This is a genomic window from Pedobacter roseus (assembly GCF_014395225.1).
GTDB classification, from domain to species: domain Bacteria; phylum Bacteroidota; class Bacteroidia; order Sphingobacteriales; family Sphingobacteriaceae; genus Pedobacter; species Pedobacter roseus.
On sequence record NZ_CP060723.1, the window covers coordinates 2,832,180 to 2,848,756 of the forward strand.

At 39.3% G+C, this 16,577-nt stretch carries 11 protein-coding genes and 1 pseudogene; 4 read left to right on the top strand and 8 right to left on the bottom strand.

Annotated elements, in window-relative coordinates:
* The first annotated feature begins 137 nt into the window (after positions 1-137).
* From H9L23_RS11840 to H9L23_RS11855, 4 genes are all read left to right on the top strand, one after another.
* Entirely contained in the window at positions 138-1,694 is a 1,557-nt protein-coding gene (locus tag H9L23_RS11840) for a DUF4280 domain-containing protein (protein WP_187595147.1), read from the top strand.
* Positions 1,604-1,936 (top strand): hypothetical protein, encoded by a 333-nt coding sequence (locus tag H9L23_RS11845; RefSeq protein ID WP_187595148.1) that lies wholly within the window; start codon positions 1,604-1,606, stop codon positions 1,934-1,936. The genes H9L23_RS11840 and H9L23_RS11845 overlap by 91 nt, the downstream gene beginning before the upstream one ends.
* A gap of 164 nt (positions 1,937-2,100) precedes the next feature.
* A complete protein-coding gene (locus H9L23_RS11850) occupies positions 2,101-3,747 on the top strand; it encodes a hypothetical protein (RefSeq protein WP_187595149.1) in 1,647 nt (548 codons plus the stop codon).
* A gap of 15 nt (positions 3,748-3,762) precedes the next feature.
* Positions 3,763-4,956 (top strand): hypothetical protein, encoded by a 1,194-nt coding sequence (locus H9L23_RS11855; protein WP_187595150.1) that lies wholly within the window; start codon positions 3,763-3,765, stop codon positions 4,954-4,956.
* 761 nt (positions 4,957-5,717) lie between these two features.
* Here the strand turns inward: H9L23_RS11855 and H9L23_RS11860 are convergent.
* The 8 genes and pseudogenes from H9L23_RS11860 to H9L23_RS11890 all read right to left on the bottom strand — a co-directional run bounded on the left by H9L23_RS11860 (position 5,718) and on the right by H9L23_RS11890 (position 16,574).
* On the bottom strand, positions 5,718-7,781 hold the full coding sequence (locus H9L23_RS11860) for a glycoside hydrolase family 2 protein (RefSeq protein ID WP_187595151.1): 2,064 nt from the start codon (positions 7,779-7,781) through the stop codon (positions 5,718-5,720).
* A gap of 158 nt (positions 7,782-7,939) precedes the next feature.
* On the bottom strand, positions 7,940-9,442 hold the full coding sequence (locus tag H9L23_RS11865; protein WP_187595152.1) for an alpha-L-fucosidase: 1,503 nt from the start codon (positions 9,440-9,442) through the stop codon (positions 7,940-7,942).
* A gap of 18 nt (positions 9,443-9,460) precedes the next feature.
* Positions 9,461-10,599, bottom strand: a pseudogene (locus tag H9L23_RS27085) (beta-N-acetylhexosaminidase).
* A complete protein-coding gene (locus tag H9L23_RS26620; protein WP_246474921.1) occupies positions 10,557-11,051 on the bottom strand; it encodes a glycoside hydrolase family 20 zincin-like fold domain-containing protein in 495 nt (164 codons plus the stop codon). Before H9L23_RS26620 ends, H9L23_RS27085 begins: the two are co-directional and overlap by 43 nt.
* Positions 11,051-12,448, bottom strand: coding sequence for an alpha-L-fucosidase (locus H9L23_RS11875; protein ID WP_187595153.1), 1,398 nt, complete (start codon positions 12,446-12,448; stop codon positions 11,051-11,053). The genes H9L23_RS26620 and H9L23_RS11875 overlap by 1 nt, the downstream gene beginning before the upstream one ends.
* A gap of 51 nt (positions 12,449-12,499) precedes the next feature.
* Entirely contained in the window at positions 12,500-13,933 is a 1,434-nt protein-coding gene (locus H9L23_RS11880) for a zinc metalloprotease (protein WP_187595154.1), read from the bottom strand.
* Between the two features lie 320 nt (positions 13,934-14,253).
* Entirely contained in the window at positions 14,254-14,529 is a 276-nt protein-coding gene (locus tag H9L23_RS11885) for a hypothetical protein (RefSeq protein WP_187595155.1), read from the bottom strand.
* Between the two features lie 221 nt (positions 14,530-14,750).
* Positions 14,751-16,574, bottom strand: a complete 1,824-nt coding sequence (locus H9L23_RS11890) for a RagB/SusD family nutrient uptake outer membrane protein (protein ID WP_187595156.1) — start codon at positions 16,572-16,574, stop codon at positions 14,751-14,753.
* Between the last annotated feature and the right edge of the window lie 3 nt (positions 16,575-16,577).

Genomic DNA, 16,577 nt, shown 5'->3' on the forward strand with positions numbered 1-16,577 from the left:
TAGCTTATATAAAAAACAATACACCGAACCATTAATGCCAATACAAAATCTGTGGTTTAACTTTTGCCTAATGATCTTAAGTAATTACTTGATTTAAATTTTTAAGATCAAATAACAACCAATTAAATATAACCAAAATGAATTGGAGCACAGATCCTGAACCAATTAATGATAAAGATCATATCATTGATATTGAAGTTTCCGATATCCCAAAGGTATCAGGGCAGCCTGCCACACAAGACTCGGCCAGCTCCATACCAAAAACAGAAATTACCGAGATTTTGGCATGCCATGGTGCAAAATGTACTTGCGATAAAGCGGTCGATTCTTCGCCCAAGCCATTGAAAGTACTTAGCCATAATAAATACGTGATCAACGATAACGGTGAAACCAAACTGATTGCAACCACTTTAGAAAATAAATTGCTCAACCTGAACTTTGGCCAATGCAAAGTACCAGATCCAAGCAAACCCGTGCCATGCACGGCAAAATTGGAATGGAAAGATTATTATGAAAAAGTAGAACTTCCAAATGGCGCTTATGTGTTAACCGACAAAAGTACGGCAATATGCACGGCCAAAGGCGGAAATATAAAAATTGTACAGCATGGTCAACAGGTTAATATTACTTCCCGTGAACTGGAAAATGCCAAAGCAGGCAACTGGGCAGCTGATGGTCCTTTGATTACAGAGGAGTTAATTTATACCACTGCTGTGGCAAAAAACGAGGACGAAGACGGTGCAACAGTAAAATCAATTGCCCCATTAACCTATAGTAAACTGCAACCGATCAATAGCCCTGTTACCTTCAAGGCAGCGTTTAACGGACAGCCCAGCGATGCAGAAAAACAGGGTGTAAACTGGGTAGTTTACGACATAAACGGCGAGCCCATGCAATTGCGGAGCGATGCAGGAGAAACCATCACTATCACTTTCAAAAAAGCGGGGACATACCTCATCGAGGCTTATGGCAAAACCAATGGCGATAAAAAAGTAACTAAAACTTATACAGTTAAAGAAAACGGGATCGAAACCGTAACCACAGTTGATGGAAAAACTAAAGTGAGGATCCAGGTACCTATAGAATTCAGGCTTAAAAGCCTTTTTCCAGCCCTGCCTGTACCTGGCGATATCAGCACCATTAGCTGGGAAGTAACCAAAACAGGTGGTCCGGGCATACCTACCCTGTTAACCCTTACCGGGAACATTACACAGATAATCTGTAATGATGAATGTTCCTACATAGTATCAGCCTGTTTTAATGGTGTTCCAAAACAATCAGAGCAAATACAGGCCATCAAGAACGGGCTTACATCGGTCATCGCTTCTGTTGAAAGCACAAGGATAAAAGAATCGGTCACATTTAGCGTAAAAGACCAGTTTAAGGTTTTGCCTGCCCTTCCCGAAGAAAGTGCTGCTGTAAAATGGATTTGTAAAGACAATGAAGGCAAACCCGTTGAAGCATTTAAAACCAAAACAGGTGAAACGGTAAGCCATCATTTCGAAGAACCAGGCGAATATACGGTACAGGCCTATCTGGTACAACCAAGCGCAAAGGTATCGGTTAAAATAACCGTTGCTCAGCCCGAGCTTATACTCGCACAATGGGAATACCCGAAGGAGGCAAAAAGACAAAAACAGGCTGGGGAGAAAAAAACCACGCTTACCTTAAATTTAAAGCAGCAGAGGGCATAACCGTTAACCTGGAATACGGCTATATCGATAGCGAAGGTAAGCCCAAAGCCATACATATCATCAACGGTTTTAAGGTGCCCCAAAACCAGATACTGGATACCGGAAAATATGCTTTTGTACCACATGCCGCCCAATATTCAAAACTGTTAAAAGAAGGAACAGAATTTTATTTCAAGATCCATGCTGCCGATAAAAAATATGAAATTTTAAACGGGAATATCCCCAGCCCCTTCAAAAACTAAAACTGGTTACGGATGAAGAAATTGTAAGCATTGAATTTTTAACCGAAGGTAAAGCAGTTATACAGGCCTTGTACGGCAGTAAGATGCAATGCCGCATCCGCACCCGGAACCTGAGTGCAAAGAATATCTCCGTAAAAATATACCGTAAAGAAAGTCGCTTAGGCATGGATAACCTGAGAAAAGACACGTTGGTACATCATAAAGAATATCCTTTAAACCCTGACGGCATAGTTGAATTTGATTTTACCCTGGCCAAAAGCTGGGAAAAAAGTTATAGCGAAAAACTGCACCGTTTTTATGCCGTGATCGAAGAAATGGAGTTTTTTGGCATCAGCAACACCTTGGTGGCTTTTAAAAATGACGTACCCGCAAATGGTGGTAAGGTGCTGGTGGGGATTGGGAGACAGGAAGGACACAATAGCGGCAGCTGCCCAAGGTGCAATAAAGATATTACCCCTGCAGAATTGAAACAGATATTTGGAGATGCAGATAATGAAATACTCACAACAGTTGCCAATACCTACAATAAATATATGGCAGAACTTGGCATGAATACTTGCTGGGTAAAAGCACATTTCTTTGCCCAGATCAGGGTCGAATCAAGCACTAAATTACATTTAAAAAGTGGTGAAAGCATGAATTATAGTGCTGATACACTCATCAATGGCAACCTGAATAAAAAAACAGGCGAGCGCGACAGTCCCCCGTTTTCTTATTTCACCAAACATCATGAAGATGCTTATAAATACGGGCGGACCAAAGACCATGCGGCGGATCAAAAGGCGATAGCCAATTTAGCCTATGCCGATAAAAACCGAAGTGTAAATAATAGGGTCGGAAATACCCAGGAAGGCGATGGCTGGAATTTCAGGGGCAAAGGTTTGATCCAGCTTACCGGAAGGGAAAATTATACCAAAGCAAATGCCTATACTTTAAAATATGAAAAAACTGATATTCTTAAAAATTCTGACATTGTTTCGAAGGATATTAAAATCGCTGTATTAACCTCAATGGCCTTTTTTAAATGGAAGGGGTTGATAGGGATGAGTAATGGTAAACCGAAAACCAAAGATGTTTCTGCAGGCGTTGGTAATGAAGTTGCGAACAGTTATATCCAAAAGCAAGATGCATTTGATGATTTTACTTCGAAAATATTTAGAGTAAAAGATTGTGATTGGGAAGAAATCGAAATAAAAATAATAAGTAACCGAGCACCATGGATGGAAATAGCTCTCAAAGAAGCAAAAGCGATGAAGGGTTGTGATGAAGGTACGGACCCCATGTATTCAAAAGCTAAATCCTATCTGGTGTTTTGTACAATTAAAGCCGAACCAACCGACGGTATCAATGGACCATGGTGTGCTGCATTTATGAACTGGTGTATTAGTAAAACAAAAAATCCAAAGACCCAAAAGCCATATAATTATACTAATTCTGCATTATCACTTACACCTGTCAATCATTATAAATATAAAAAGATACCAAAGGCTATTTACGGATGTATGGTCATATATAAAGCAACAAATGGTTCAGGTAAGGGACATACAGGCTTTTTATACGGTAAAACTAAAAACGGTCGTTTTATCTTGATTGGAGGAAATCAAGGAGATTCTATTCGATTTAGCAGCTACGGAAACTCATTTACATATGACGGTGTAACTAAAACGTTCGAAGGCTTTTACATACCAGCAGACTATGAAATCAAAGACACTGATAAACTGAAGGATAGTGATATATATACGGGTTCTGCAGAAATAAATAAAAAATATAACATTAAAGAATTGCCAAAAAAAGAAAATAAATCGACATAATCTTACTAATACAGTATGAAAACAAACAAAATATTTTTCACATGTCTATTGCTATTAATTGCAAGTAGCTGTAAGAACAAGACAAAACAAAATTTTCCGACAACAAATCAAGTAACATATGCTAATAACATGCCAATAACTCTACTCGAAGAAATCAAAAAACATTTAAAAGATCAAGAAAGAATAGAAAGTGATGAACTATCATTTGAAAATCCATATCATTTAACAGCTAGAGATTTAGAATTATCCTCAATGATAATCTTTGAAGGGTTAAAAAGTAGTGGTTTTAGATCTATTACCGACGAAGTATTTAATCAAAAAATTAAAGAATTATTTTGTATTGATAACTTAAAAAATCAGTATTATAAAATACATGTTAAAGATAAATATATTACCCTTTTTGGGAGGCAAAATGATGATTATAAAAGCTTAATTAAAGATGAGTTCGAAGATTTTGCATACACACAAAATTATTATTTATTGAGAAAAGAACATCTTTTTTTCGAGTTTGTACCTTTAAAATATTTGATTAAAATAAACAAAGATAATACATATAAAATCAATATAGAACCTTATATTATTCATAGAAATAAATATTTATTCAATAATGATAAAGCAAGCTTAGCTTGGCTTTTTAATAATGAGCAATTTATTTTAAGCAAACTACTTATTGATTATGGTTATGACAAAGAACCAAAAATCAACAAAATGGTATTAGATTCAGTTTATAAAGAGAATACTAAATTCCCAGAATTTATAGCTTCTTTATTTTTTATTAAGAATAAGGATTGCAAGTTGCAGATTAGAAAGAGCTTATTGAAATATGTTGAAGGCAACACTAGTGCAACAGATAATCGTTTCATTTATGCACTTGGAAGCTTTATGTATACACTATACGATGGAGATGCAAAGGATCCTAGCTATAAAATCTTCGAAGAAGATCCCTCCAAAAAATTCACTGAAGTAGAAAAAGCTGAAATTGTAGCCAACATTGCCAATATCGAAAACCCTGCTATAGAAAAATATAAATCTCTAGCATCATCAGATGTATGGAATAACGCAGGCTCATCCTTATATAATCTTTCGGTTTCGCATCCCGAGGTAATTAAAATAATTGAGCAGCACAACTATTTCGGCCTGCCTAAAATGAAAGAGATTATAGCAAAATTGCATGAAGAGGCACCACCGATAGGTGCAGATCTAGAATAGTGGAACTCCACCCCCCTCGCTAGCGCAATTATCCCGACTGTGAAATTATAACAAAACCATTAATTCCATTCTTTTTAAGAGATCGTAACATCAGCAATCACTTAAATAAAAAATAACAAAAGAAAACACCTGATAGTATGTGAATCAAAGTCTTTTTGTATCTGTCTTTGTTAATTTGGCAGTATTATAGTATTAAAGATTGTTGTAATGTAAGGGGCTAATTAAATTAAAAGAAATGCAACCTTGAAATGAAAATGCACACGCGGTACGCGTGCGCCAACACCGGGGGTAACGCAAGTGGTAGGTTGAAACACGAACCAAGGAATCACGATTACTCATCGAAGATAATCGTAATGCAATGCGCTCTAAGATTCCTGACTGCACGGGAGTGACGATCGCATTTACATTTACTTAACGGCCCAACTCAATATACTCTGTTATCTTTTCTCTGTGAACTCTGTGGTAAGAACAGCCACGGATTCACGGAAAACACGGAATATTCATCGCGATCCGTCCCCGTATTATATCACACCCCAACTTTACGACCTCTGCGCCCAATTCTCTGCGAACTTTGCGGTTAAAAAAATCCGAATATTTAAATTAAGATTGCGCAACAACATCCATCGTTACGCAATCATTAACTAACCAAATAAATGTAATTACCGCAAAATATCAGGTAACCAATCTGATTATTTAAACGGTTTATGGTAAATTTTGGACATTCTAATCAAACCAGCATACCATGGCTTACATTTAAATCTTTATCTGAAATCCCAGCTGATGTTATCTTTTATGGTTTTGCCATCTTTTATTACCGTGCTTTCAATTGTATTTGTACCTTTTTTAAGGGTTATATTTTCGAATTTATATAACACATTGCCATCTACCAGTTTAGGTTCGGCATTTACTTTTTTTCCGTTTAACCATAGTTTTGGGGCACCGATATTCGAGTACACCACCACTTCGGTAACCTGGTGTTTGCGTATTTTCGCCCTTCTTTCAGTTAAATAGAGTACAGGTGCTTTACTCCAGTTGGCTTTATACCAGTAAAAAGCATCTTTCTTTATTTTGCGGTCGAAGGTTACCAGGCCCTTCATATTGCGGGCGGGCATGCTGCCACGATTCCACATCGGGGTGGCAAAATCGAACATATTCCACACATAAGAAGCCAGAATGTAAGGATGTTTGGCTATTATGGGCCATTGGATTTCATGCGTTTTCGTTTCGTAGGTTTCCGGATAATCGGGCAGGGTGTAATTGTAGGTATCTTTTAAACCGGCCTGCTCCTGCTGGTGCAAAATATTGCCATCGGCACCATATTCTGATAAAATAACTTTATTGTTCGGATATTTCGCTTCAAGATCTGTGGCCCATTTGTCTAAACCACCTATTTTACCTTCATACCAGCCGTAATACCGGTTCATGCCCTGCACATCGGCGTTTAGGTTTGTCGGCCGATCCATCTCACCATAACCACTCACCGTAATGGTAGAGCGATAAGGATCAATCTGTTTGGCCAGATCATTTAAGTCGCGGGTTAATACTGCAGGGAAATCGGCTGGCGTTTTGCCATACACTTCATTATGTAAACCCCATAAATAAATAGAGGGGTGATTGTAATTCTGTTTAATCAGCTCCATTAACTGTTGCTTGGCATTCTCACCTTCTTCGCCTGTGTAGGTATTTACAAACGGAATTTCGGCCGAAATGATAAAACCCATGCTATCACATTGCGAATAAAGGTATTCTGATTGTTGATAGTGCGCTAAACGGATGGTGGTAGCGCCCATTTCTTTAATGATATCCAAATCTTCTTTATGCTGCGCATTGCTTAAGGCATTGCCATATTGCCAGCGGTCCTGATGCCTCGAAACACCATACATGTTATAACGTTTTCCGTTGAGCATCATGCCTTTTCCGGCCACCAGCTCAAACTTACGGATGCCCAATGGCTGCGAAACCTCATCAATTACCTGATTATCTTTAATAAGCTGCGTAACTACCTTGTAGAGATATGGATTGTTAAAACCATCCCAAAGTGTTGGGTTTTGAACAGTCATTTGCTGGATATAAGCCTGCCTGCCCTGGGTATTTACATTGTAATTTTCTGTTTGGTGTGCTATGTCTTTCCCCACCTGATCATAAATGGTGGTTTTGATCGACACATCCGTTGCAGTGGCTAATTTGTTTTCTACTTTAACTTCAACCGAAATATCTGTCGATTTTTCAGAAACATTTTTCTGCGAGATATAAATCCCGGGCGAGGCATAATCGGTAGTGGTAATGTTGAGTTTATTTGTTGCAATAAGTTCAACCGAACGATAAATGCCGCCATAAATACCGAACAGGAAATGGTTTACGGGGATAATATCCCTTTTTGCCGTATTGTTTGCCTTCACCATAATGGTGTTACTTTTACCAATTATTACCGCATAGCTAATATCTAAACAGAAAGCACTGTAAGATCCCTTGTGTTTGCCAACCAGTTTATTGTTTACATAAACCTCGGCAGTTTGTCCTACGCCTTCGAACTTTAAAAAGAGACGTTTGTCTTTGTACTCGTTTCCAAAAACAAAATCTTTTTTATAAATGCCTTCGCCTTCGTAAAAGTTTTTGGTGTTTTGCATATCCACAGCATTCCAGGTATGTGGAAGGGTTACTTTATCCCATTTGGTGGCGGCGCTGTCTTTTGTTTTTTTAAATAACCAATCGGCATTAAAAGGTAAGGTAATCCTGGCCTGTTGCCGGGCTGATGAAAAGCCTGCCATTATGGTAAACAGGGTAATTAAAAGTGATTTTTTAAATCTTAAAGTATCTATCTTCATTCTACTGTATAATTGAGGTTTGTATTCCTCAAGTTGTATTATTGGTTTATATAAGGAATCGCGTTTGAGAAGCACGAAGCAATCTTAATGCTTCCGCTATTTTTTCCTGCCATTAGTTGCAGGATTGCTTCGTGTCTCGCAATGACGGACAATTTTTACTACATCTTCGCATCCATCAGTTTTGCTGATTTTGCCTTGGGCGCTACCAGTTTCATTTTGATTACAAAGGCCCTGCTGGCTTGAAAATCCTTTGGTAATGTAACATCGTAATAAGTATTTTTATCAAGGTCCAACCCGATATCCGATTGCTTTAAGGCTAAATTCTTATCACCGATTAAAAGCGCAGCTGTGCCCGGAACCTGTGTGGCATTTTTAGGTACTGCGATGCGCACAATGCCATTTACAGGTCTGTTAAATACGGTTAAGTACAAATTATCTCCCTTTTGGGTAAAATAACCCAGTTTAGAAGGTGTTAATGCTACATGACGAACACCATAAACCGCTTCAGCGTTTAGTTTCATCCATTCGCCGATCTCTTTTGCAATTTTATCTTCTTCGGGATGCATGTTTCCATTTCCATCCGGACCAAAGTTTAACACGAAATTACCGTTCATCGATACAGCATGCATCAGCATATCCAATAAATCATCAGTGTTTTTAGTATAAATGCCCGACCAATCTTTCATATATCCCCAGCCATTTGGCGGAATGGTCATTACCGCATCCCAATCATTACCGTTTAACCATTCGAATTCGGCAGGCAGTTTGCGTTCCCAGCCCTGCTCATAATCACCCAGGATATTGCCGTTTGAATCGAAATGACGTGATCCATGCTCATCGTTACGGAAACGGGAACCAATGATCAAACCCGGATGTTTTTCACGGAGTTCTTTCTCCAGGTTGTACGTAAATTCGTAAGCACTTTTCCATGAGGCATCCCAGGTACCATCGAACCAGAAACCTTTAATTTTAGGATAATTATCCAACTGTTCTAAGAGCTGGTTGCGGGTATATTGCAGAAATTTATCAAATTTTGCTTTTTCTTCATCCGTTTTTGGGGCTTTGCCCATATAATTTGGATTGTTCCACTCCAGAATAGAAAAATAGAGATAAACATCAATGCCTTCGGCAGTGTAAGCATCTACAATCTGTTTTACAATATCTTTTTTATAAGGAGATGCTGAAATATTATAATCAGAATATTTTGTAGGCCAGAGCGCAAAACCATCGTGGTGTTTGGTGGTAAAGATCACATACTTCGCCCCCATGTCTTTTGCCTGTTTGGCCCAGCGTTTGGCATCAAAATTTTTAGGGTTAAACTGTTTGTACAGGTTATCGTAAGTGTTTGTCCAATCTTTCGGTGCTGTTGGTCCACCCCATGAACGAATCCATTCAGAAGCAGCTGCGCCTCCCCTTGCACTCACTCCATTCCATTCGTTACCGGCGATAGAATAAATTCCCCAATGGATAAACTGGCCTAAGCCATAACTGCGAAAAGCCTGCATATCGGCATCGGTACGGTGAGGTGGTGTTAAAGTACCATATTTCACTTCAACTTTTTCGGCAGGTTGTTTTTTGGGCCCTGTCCACTGTGCATTTGCATGGCTTACCACAGCTGTTGTAGCAATTGCAAGCCATAAATACCTTAATCTATTTTTCATATTCAAATTTTGTGCGTGTTAATCTTTATAGTTCAATGGTTTCTTTCTTTTTACCGGAATTTCGGGGTGCAGCAATGTTTTTGAAGGATCATAATAATATAACCCAGCTTTATTATAAAGCAATAAATGTTGATTTAAATGATTGCTGAAAACTTTAAAATCTTTCTTTTGTTGAGGTGTCCAGGCAGCTTCGGCCAGCGCCGCAATCCGCGGAAAAAGCAGGTAATCCAAACGGGCATTATTATCTACTGTTTCTGTCCAAAGGTTGGCTTGAATACCTAAAATGAGTGACTTTTCCCTGTCATTTTCGGCATAAGCACTTGCGTCAAACGCATAAACCTTTTCAATGGGATTGTATAATTTATTCCATTTCCGGCCATATTGATGCGTGCTATCCTGAACAAAATCGAAATATAAGGGTAACCTTGGACATAAAACCGTTGGGTAGCCTTTGCTTAAAGCGGTACGGAGTTGTTCGGGTTTTTCCTGTCGCCACCAGAAGATAATGGTTTTATCTTTGGGGAGACCGACATCGGCCATTTCATCCCAAAAAATAGCCCTGGCATTGAGCTGATATAAGGAATCAGCCATTCGTTTCATAAAATAATTTTCTACCGCAGCATTGTCCTTCAGGTTTTCGCGCTCGCGGAGCTTTAAAATATCCGGATTGCTATTCCATTTTTCATTACCAAAACTCACTTCATCGCCTCCAAATGAATTAATGCAGCGGGAAAAAGCACATTGGTTTCTTTTAAAATATCAGTGAGGTAAGTGTACGTTTTCTCCAATCCGGGATTAAAGGTAAATTCGGGATGACCTGCCGAACCACCTCCGGAATATTCGGGATAGGCTTTATTGGCTGCAGTGGCATGTCCGGGCATATCGATTTCAGGGATCACCTTAATATAACGTTCGGCCGCATAAGCGACAATTTCTTTAATATCGGCCTGGGTATAAAACTGTGCCTGAAAATCAGGATTCAGATAATCGCCAATGCCCCCAATGAGTGCTAAACTGGGATATTTTTTAATTTCCAGACGCCAGGCAGGCTCATCAGTTAAGTGCCAATGAAAAGTATTGAGTTTATAAAAAGCCATCCAGTTTAAAATGGATTTTACTTTCTCTTTACCAAAGAAATGACGTGATTCATCCAACATAAAACCCGCCAACCATAAGCAGGTGCATCCGTTATTTCGGCAACCGGAAGCTGATTGTTTTTGCTCGTTAGCATGAGCTGAAGCACTGAAATTAAACCGTAAAAAATCCCTTGTGGATGATTTCCTAAAATGATAATCTGATCGGTTTTAATGCTGATCTGGTAAGCGCTCGAATCGGTTTTTTTCTTCTTTGGTTTTAGCATCAGCATGATCTTTGCCGATCCGTTTTTTTGTTGTATAGTGATCCCTTTCTGGCTCAACAGTTCATTTTGAAAGTAATAGGCAACCGTTTTTAACTGATCGCTATTGTAAGCAATAGTAACCTTGCTGTTCAGGGTGAAAAAGCCCGTGCCGGCAATAAAATTTACAGGCATAGGGATAATGGCTGCCTGTTGCTGCGCCAGTGCATCCGTGTAAATAAATAGTATAAATGATAGATATAAAAACCTCATTAATTGGTCGTTATTTTTAATACATAAACAGGAATTATATTTTTTTTCTTAAAATCATCTGGCAGGTTCAACTTCAGTTCCTGATCACTTAGCGCCCACCGAACTTTGTTTTTATTGCCCAATAATTCAATATTTTTAATGCTAATTTTATTTTTATTAATCTGTTTGAGTGTTACGTTTGCTGATTGCCAGCTTCTTAAAAAAGCATATACCACTTTATCTTTGCTGGTATAATACACGTCAGGGACGATATTTTTGGGTGTACCATCAAAAACTGCATCTTTAATGGCGCTTTTACTTTCTTCGATACTGACATTGTTATTTATTTCCCTGGTATTTTCTTTCACCACTAACCAGGGATGACTATTGTAAATGGCTTCGTGGTTTACATCCATCCATTTACCAACCGCTTTTAATCTTTCGGTAGCCCAATCGGGAAAAGTTCCATCGCCTTTGGGGCCAACATTTAATAAGAGGTTACCGCCATTAGCCACTACTTCTACCAGGTGACGGGCCAGTACTTCCGGGGATTTCCAAAGGCTATCGTGACGGTTATAACCCCAGTTTTGTCCGATGGTTAAGCAGGATTCCCATGCTTGTTTTGATGAGGGCGTTAATGATTGTTCTGAAATTGAAAAATCGCCATATCCATTTCCAATTCTATTGTTTACCAAACAGTTTGGTTGCAGTTTATTAACTAAAGCTTTAAGTTCGGCGCTTTCTTTTTTACTGATCAGTTCGGGGGTATCGAACCATAGTACGCCAATCGGGCCGTAGCTGGTTAAGAGTTCTGTAATCTGTGGTTTAACCTTTCTTTCGAAATAGCGGTTAAACACTTTTGCATCTTCATTTGGGTAATCCCAGGTATTGCTCCTGCCCGCTTTTACCGGCCAGTTGGTGGGCACATCGGGATCCTGCCAATCTCTGCCCAAAGAATAATAAAGGCAAAGGGTAATTTTATATTTTTTGCAGGCTTTGGCGAGTTCGGCTATCGGATCGCACTTAAAAGGGCTTTTTTTTACAATATTATAATCGCTGCTGGCCGAATTGTACATGGCAAAACCATCGTGATGTTTGGCCGTAAAAACAATATATTTCATACCAGTTTCCCTGGCCTGTTTTACCCATGCATCTGCATTAAATTTTATCGGGTTAAACTGACTAGCAATGGTTCCATATTCCTGTACGGGAATACGCTCATAAAGCATAAAATGCTCTCCACCTTTAACTTTATGGCCTTTCCAGTCGCCCGCAGTTTGGGCATACAGTCCCCAATGTAAAAACATGCCAAATTTTTCCTCTCTAAACTGTTCCAACGCATTATTTTGCACTGTTTGCCCAAACAATAGCTCGGCAAACAGTGCAAACAACAGGCTTAAAAAAAGCGTTTTTCTCATTTTTGAATAGGATTTGAAGCGTTTATCATCAGCCTGTTATAAATATAATCATTAAAGGGCAATCACTTTTATGGATGATGCTTTATCGTTAAAAGTAGAAACATAACTGCTCGAAGAGGTTAACTCGATGCTGCTTCCGGTAAAGTTATCTCCGTCATACATAATCACTTTCACCCCTAAACCTACATTAACTGATGAGACATCGTTATTGCTAATGCCACGGCTGATCAGATCGGCGGTGGTGTACTGGCCAACAGGTAATGATATGCCATAACCTCCATAACTGGCATTCTGGAAAAATTTAGCTGAACCGTTTGCACCGATCTGTGGTACACCATTTAAAAAAGAAAAGGTATAAGTTTGGGTAATTACGTTTCCGTTTTTAAGCAGAAGTTTGGCTTTTAACTCATAAGGCTCATTAGTTTTATAATAAAGTTCGCTTAATGGAATGTTTCCGGCAATGGTATTTCCTGTTCCAGGTGTAAACCTCCAGGTAACGGCATTATAATCTTTATTCACCCCTGTTCCTTCGTTGTTTACGTTGGGATCCATATAAACTAAAATGTCGGTAACCTCTTTGTTGCTGGTAAAACTACCCGATAAGTTGAAGGCCTGAGTCGTGCTATTGAACGTTGCATTGGCATTAATTGTAGTGGTAGCACTTTCGTAAGGTATTTCTATAGGTAATGGATTTTGAAAAACCTCGTTGCGGTTTAAAATAGCCGCATCAACCCCGGTTAAAAATGTAGGCTGACCTTTGCTAAAACTTACGTTTCCGGATCCCATTAAAGAAGTACCTAAAGTAGGCTCTTCTGAGGCATATTTAGCATGATCGTGCGGAAGATTTAAGCCGTGGCCAAGTTCGTGCAACATTCCACCCAAATAGTTAGAGTTAGGATTCGGAATTTTATCAACCGCCATATTTACATTATCCAGTGCGAAGCAATTTTTACCCAATCCGTAAAATGGTTGCCCGCCTCCATCGGTTCGCTGTGGCAATAAAATGAGCATGTGGGAAGAATTGGAAAATTCTGACGCATGCGTAGCTTTGTAGGCATTTATTTCATTCAGGATTTTGCTTCCTGATATGCTCGAATCATAAGGATAATCTGCCTGTGGTCCTGCGGCAGGAATCTCTATGAATTTAATGAGGTTGGTAGAATCAACCCTGGCTAATCCCAAATATTTGTCGTAACCGTACCTTAACATTTCGGTATGAAACCAGTTTTGAAAATGCGTAAACAATGTCGTCAACCTGGTTTTGTAATCAGGAAGCGCCGGATTATCGGTAGGCACAAACATGACAATGTTAAGATTTTTGGTATTGGTTACAAAGCCAGGCGTGGTAGAGCTTAGCGTCGATTTGGTTAATTTTGCCTGGTTGGTTTCTGGTTCTGAAACCTGGGCTTTTTTACAGCTACTCATTAAAATGCCGCTCGAAATTGTCAAAAGCAAGGCAAAGCAAAGTTGTTTTTTGTTTTTCATTGTTAATGGTTTTTATGGTTGATTTGTTTATTGGTTCATTAGTCAATGGTTCATTCGTTCACTTGTCATTAGTTTATTGGTTAATAGTTCATTCGTTCACTTGCAATTGGTTTATTAGTCATGCATTTCCGTCATTTCGAGGAATAACTTGTTGCATAAAAATCAATATTAGTGACAGAGAAGTTCCGGGGCGATGTGTAAGTCTCCAAGAGTCGTCATTGCGAGAAGGCTTTTTCAGCCGACGAAGCAATCTTTTTTATAAGAATCGCTGGCACGAAAGATTGCTTCGTCGTTCCTCCTCGCAATGACGACTCTTCCGACTAAAACATTACTTTCAATGCACGCCCCATATTTCCTCCGCTTTTTTGTAATCCTTCAGGTACCGAAATCCGCAGCCCTTTTCGATCCTGTTTCCATTCCAGTTTTTCGTTGGTTTCTTCTAATAATACCTCTTTCACCAAAAGCTGATCGTCAGAAAGTGAAATAATGATGAGTTCGCCAAATTCGGTTTCGTTCAAAAAAATCTGTAATTCATCCTGTTTACCAGAATAGAATATAATGGGCTCGAGTGTTCTGATTTTGGTTGTTGAAGTCATTTTGTGTGGGTTAATCGGTTAACTGATTGGCAATTGTTTATTGGTCAACGGTTCATTGGTCATTAGTTCATTAGTCATCCAGATTCATTATTTCATATTGGGTTCGTCATTGCGAAAAGGTTTTTCAGCCGGCGAAGCAATCTTCAAGCAAAATCTGCAAGTATAAAAGATTGTTTCATCGTTCCTCCTCGCAATGACGACCTGATGAATGCCAAACTCACTTACCAACCCGGGTTTTGTACCAATAATCCTTTTGATTTCAATACCTCACTCAATGGGATTGGCACAAAATACATGGCAGGTGCTATGAAATTCATCGACAATACATTTTCGTAGGTATAAGCAAAAGGATATGGACTACCTGTTGCATTTTGCCTCGCTTTGGCCAGTAACAAGTTGCCTTTTTCCGTAATTTCAGCTGTTTTCCATCTGCGTGTATCGTAGTACCAATGGCCTTCGCCATAGAACTCAACCCGATATTCGTTTCTGATCAAAGTTCTTAGCTGATCTTGTGTTACTCCTGCAGGAATGCCGTAGCGGTTATCGGAGCCAGCGGTAATACCAGCCCTGTTCCTGATTTTATTTACCTCTATTACCGATTCTTCTACTCTTCCCAGTTCATTCAAAGCTTCAGCATAGCCCAATACCATTTCGGCTAAACGCATCATGGGTAGGGCTCGTGCAACAGTTAAGCTGGCAAAGGGCAAGCGATCATTACACATTTTACGGGTATAATAACCGGTTTTGGTATGGTAAGGCTGGATACCATCGCCTACGGGATTGTTATTGGCATCAGTATAAATATTGATTGTGGTTAAGGCCGTTGTAGACCGACTCGTCATGGTAGCCTGATTATAAATAATAGAATTATAGAACCTTGGATCGCGGTTTTTATAAGGATCTAAAATATTAAATCCTGATGAAGCATCACTGATCAACTTTCCATTTGCCATTCCAAATGCATCCACCACATTCTGACTTGGATTCATAACGGTGGTAGTTCCTGCTCCCCTGGCCGTAATTGACCATGGAAAAAAGGGACGTTCTAATCCTCCGTTGGTGTCGGATGCATTAGCCGCCGCAAGGGCCAGGTTGTAAACGAAAATAAACTCACTGGTTTTTCTACCGCTAGTAAATAGTTTAAAAAAGCCATCACCTGCTTTGGTTGCATTATCTACAATCAGTGTATATTCTGGCAAATCCATCACGGCTTTACAAGCATCAGCTGCCTTTTGCCAAAGCGTGGCATCATAATTAGCAGTATAACATATAAAGGGACGCACTGTTGCATCAGTACTTGCCGGACTGCCATTAAACAATGTACTTGCTGCTGTTACGAACAACCTTGCTTTGTAGGCCTTACAAGCTCCTGAAGTAGCTCTACCATAATTTATGGCTTCCAATGTAGCTGCACTTGGCAAATCAATCGCCGCCTTATCGTATTCTGCAGCGATGTAGTCTACACATTCCTTATAAGTATTACGTTTATATTCATAAGTTGGAAAATCATCGCTCACATCATCACCCACCAATTGTATGCCGCCATAATACCTTACAAGCATCTGGTAATAAAATGCCCTTAAAAACCTGGCTTCCGCAATCAAAACTTTTTTTCTCGTTGCCGAAATAGGCGAATTAGGCACATTGGCCATAAATTTATTTGCTGCCCTGATTTTTTTGTACATCAAAGTCCACATGGCCAGCAAAGGATGACTTGAACTGGTTGATGTACCCTTTAAAAAAGCATCCTGCCCTGAAAAACCACTGGCTGCGTTAGATGTTAGGGTTTCGAAGGCATCATTCCAGTCACTTGTACCCGGGCCACCGCCAGAGAAACCGCCGATGGTATTCCGGTAAGGATGAATATCCAAACCGGTGTTCCAGTAAATGTTGTTAAGAAAATTAAAGGTCATTGTACTATCGGCAAATACATTTTCTTCCGAAAGCACTTCCACCTGTGAATCGAGGAAACCACCTTTTTTGCAGGAGAACAACAACATCCCGACTAATAATGCGATTGCTATTGTAAATATTTTAGTTTTCATATC